Annotated in this window: 3 protein-coding genes and 4 tRNA genes; all 7 read right to left on the bottom strand. The window is 52.1% G+C overall.

Features of this window, described 5'->3' with window-relative positions; all coding sequences use genetic code 11:
- Window positions 1–98 (bottom strand): GTP-binding protein (locus tag DFR26_RS11315; RefSeq protein WP_009586195.1); only part of this gene is annotated, 98 nt, incomplete at its 3' end.
- Between the two features lie 84 nt (window positions 99–182).
- A tRNA-Thr gene (locus DFR26_RS03845) sits at window positions 183–258 on the bottom strand.
- A 25-nt stretch (window positions 259–283) separates the two neighbouring features.
- A tRNA-Gly gene (locus DFR26_RS03840) sits at window positions 284–357 on the bottom strand.
- A 24-nt stretch (window positions 358–381) separates the two neighbouring features.
- A tRNA-Tyr gene (locus DFR26_RS03835) sits at window positions 382–465 on the bottom strand.
- A gap of 108 nt (window positions 466–573) precedes the next feature.
- Window positions 574–649, bottom strand: a tRNA-Thr gene (locus DFR26_RS03830).
- A gap of 239 nt (window positions 650–888) precedes the next feature.
- On the bottom strand, window positions 889–1,611 hold the full coding sequence (locus DFR26_RS03825; protein WP_116207658.1) for a type III pantothenate kinase: 723 nt from the start codon (window positions 1,609–1,611) through the stop codon (window positions 889–891).
- The gene (locus DFR26_RS03820; protein WP_116207657.1) at window positions 1,608–2,567 is read right to left on the bottom strand and encodes a biotin--[acetyl-CoA-carboxylase] ligase; all 960 of its coding nucleotides are present in this window, start codon (window positions 2,565–2,567) and stop codon (window positions 1,608–1,610) included. Before DFR26_RS03820 ends, DFR26_RS03825 begins: the two co-directional genes overlap by 4 nt.
- Between the last annotated feature and the right edge of the window lie 164 nt (window positions 2,568–2,731).

Below are 2,731 nucleotides of genomic sequence, written 5' to 3'. Positions count from 1 at the left end.
GCGATCGCAGCAGTCAATGTGGTTTTGCCGTGGTCGACGTGACCGATGGTGCCGACGTTTACGTGCGGCTTGTTACGTTCAAACTTTGCCTTTGCCATGACTCAACTCCCCTACACGCGCACATGCGCCAAGTAAACAAACAACAAAAGACAACCGCCCGTTAGACGATTGCCCATTTAATGTGGAGCTCATAACCGGATTCGAACCGGTGACCTCTTCCTTACCAAGGAAGTGCTCTACCTACTGAGCTATATGAGCCTTTATTCCAATACTCCAGTAAAACTGGAGCGGGTAGCGGGAATCGAACCCGCACCATTAGCTTGGAAGGCTAAGGTTCTACCACTAAACTATACCCGCATACTTTCCGCCGAGACGGTGTAATGGTGGTGGGAGAAGGATTCGAACCTTCGAAGCTTTCGCGTCAGATTTACAGTCTGATCCCTTTGACCGCTCGGGAATCCCACCTCTACGAGGGTGCGCATTCTTGCCTTGAACATAAGCAATGTCAACCAATTCAGGCCACCACTACCAATGCACTTTGCTGCAACACCGCTACATTTACACGCTCTCGTGTGGTGCCGGCACCAGGAGTCGAACCCGGGACCTACTGATTACAAGTCAGTTGCTCTACCAGCTGAGCTATACCGGCTTATACATACGAGGCGGCGTATAATAATGAATATAGACAGGACTAACAACTACGATTGCTGCTTTTACGCACAAGCAGATCGATTATTTATGGTGTTTTTGTCGTTTGCGTATCACGCCATAGTGATAAGGGCGCATCCCGCGTAATCTGTTGCGAACTTTGCACAGTATCACGTTGTTGCCAGACGATAATTCCTGCCAATAGGACGGATACCGCCATTAACGATATAGCCAACGACTTCATTGATCACCCCTTGTGAGATACCCGCTTAGGGCTAGCTGCAACCCCTCAAACACCAATAATGGTCGATGTTCCGCCTTGAGATGCGGCATAAACGTCGCCGCATCACCTCCGGTTAAATACGTCGCCACAGTTGACTCGCCACCGAATTCATCAACCACCGATGACACCAGTGCGTTTAAGGCACGCAGACTTCCGTGACCGACGCAGGCCGCTGTATGCCGACCAATGGTAAGATCTGCTACATCGGCTTTAGGAAAATTTACGGCGGCCGTTTGAGACGCCAACGCATCGCGCTGCAATGCGAGGCCCGGCAAAATATAACCGCCAAGATGCTGACCCGCCCTCAGTACGTCGACAGTAAAGGCCGTACCCGCATCGACGACGATCGCATCACGGCATTCCTTCACAGCGAGCATCGCCAACCAACGGTCGACACCCAAACGACTCGGCTCGAGATATGCTGACGGTAGTATCTGCGCATCATAATGCACGTTGTAAATACGCGCCGAAGGCAGTGCTCGCTTCAGGCACGTAATCAACTGCGTCGATTCATTCACAGACGCCACAGACGCGATAGCAATAGCATCAATCGGCAAGTTGTGAGCTAGCAGATAGGCTTGCAGCGCTGCTATCGAACTGACAGCCTCAAGCTTTCGAAGATCCACGTCGTACAGACAAGCCTTTACACGCGTGTTGCCCTGATCAATGAGCAAGTTCATATAGCACACACGGACACTTCACCCGAATGACAACTCACCAGCTCATCTCCTTGACGTATTTGCAGTGCTCCCTGTGCGTCAATGCCTTGCGCAATACCGCTCCGCCATTGACCATTGCGTTCAAAATTTACCTCACAACCGTGCAGCACATCAAAGCGCCTCCACGCCGCATGCCAGGGCGCTAAGCCAGTCTCAGCGAAAGATTCAAGCATAGTGGACAGACTCGCGGCTATTTGGCCCAATAAGACATGGCGATCATACGGCTGCTTAGCATCCGATAAGGCAGCCACTTCGCGCGCTAAGCTTTCTCGCTCGCCACTGAGCACGTGCTCATTAATGCCAAAACCGATAATAAGATGGCTTGGGCCCTCCGCCATGGCATCCATTTCTATCAAAATACCCCCCAACTTCGCGCCACCTAGCCATAAATCATTCGGCCATTTTAATGAAACAGGCCAACCCTGGGCGTTTAGTATTTGGGCAATACAGACGCCCACGGCAATGGCCACACCCACCCAGGCGACAGGGCTGCTCGACGAAACTAAGCCCATGGTCACTGTCATTTGCCGCCCAGGCCAAGACAACCATTGGCGACCGCGACGCCCTTGGCCTGCACGCTGAAAGTCGCTAACGGCCAAGTGCATTAGCCCTGTCGCGGATGACTTGAGGTGCTCGCGCATCCAGTGATTTGTCGAGTCAACACTGGGCAAAATGTGCCACGCCAATCGGGGCGCAACAACGGCCATTTCACGCTGCATGAGCATGTCTTGCCACCAGCAATAGGGGTAGCCATAGCGATAACCTTCTCGCGCAATTGCATCGATGAGCACACCGGCGTCACGCAAGGCATTAATTCGTTTAGCAATAGCTGCTCGCGTGCAGCCATACTCCTTGGCTAGTCGCTCACCAGAGGTGGGCTGCTCATAGGAAAGCGCTAATAAAAGACTGGTGGACATAAAGGCCGTGGTTTAGTTGCGGAATAAATCAAATGATAGCTTAAAAGACACTATTTATGGCTCAACGGTTTTCCAAACCCCAGACAGCAAAAAGCCCCCGTCATTTCTGACGAGGGCTGTTGCATTAGGTGCCTGGCAATGACCTACTTTCACATGGCTACTGC

Origin of the sequence: Paraperlucidibaca baekdonensis (genome assembly GCF_003387535.1) — a bacterium.
GTDB classification, from domain to species: domain Bacteria; phylum Pseudomonadota; class Gammaproteobacteria; order Pseudomonadales; family Moraxellaceae; genus Perlucidibaca; species Perlucidibaca baekdonensis.
This window is presented reverse-complemented; position numbering and strand designations above follow the sequence as displayed.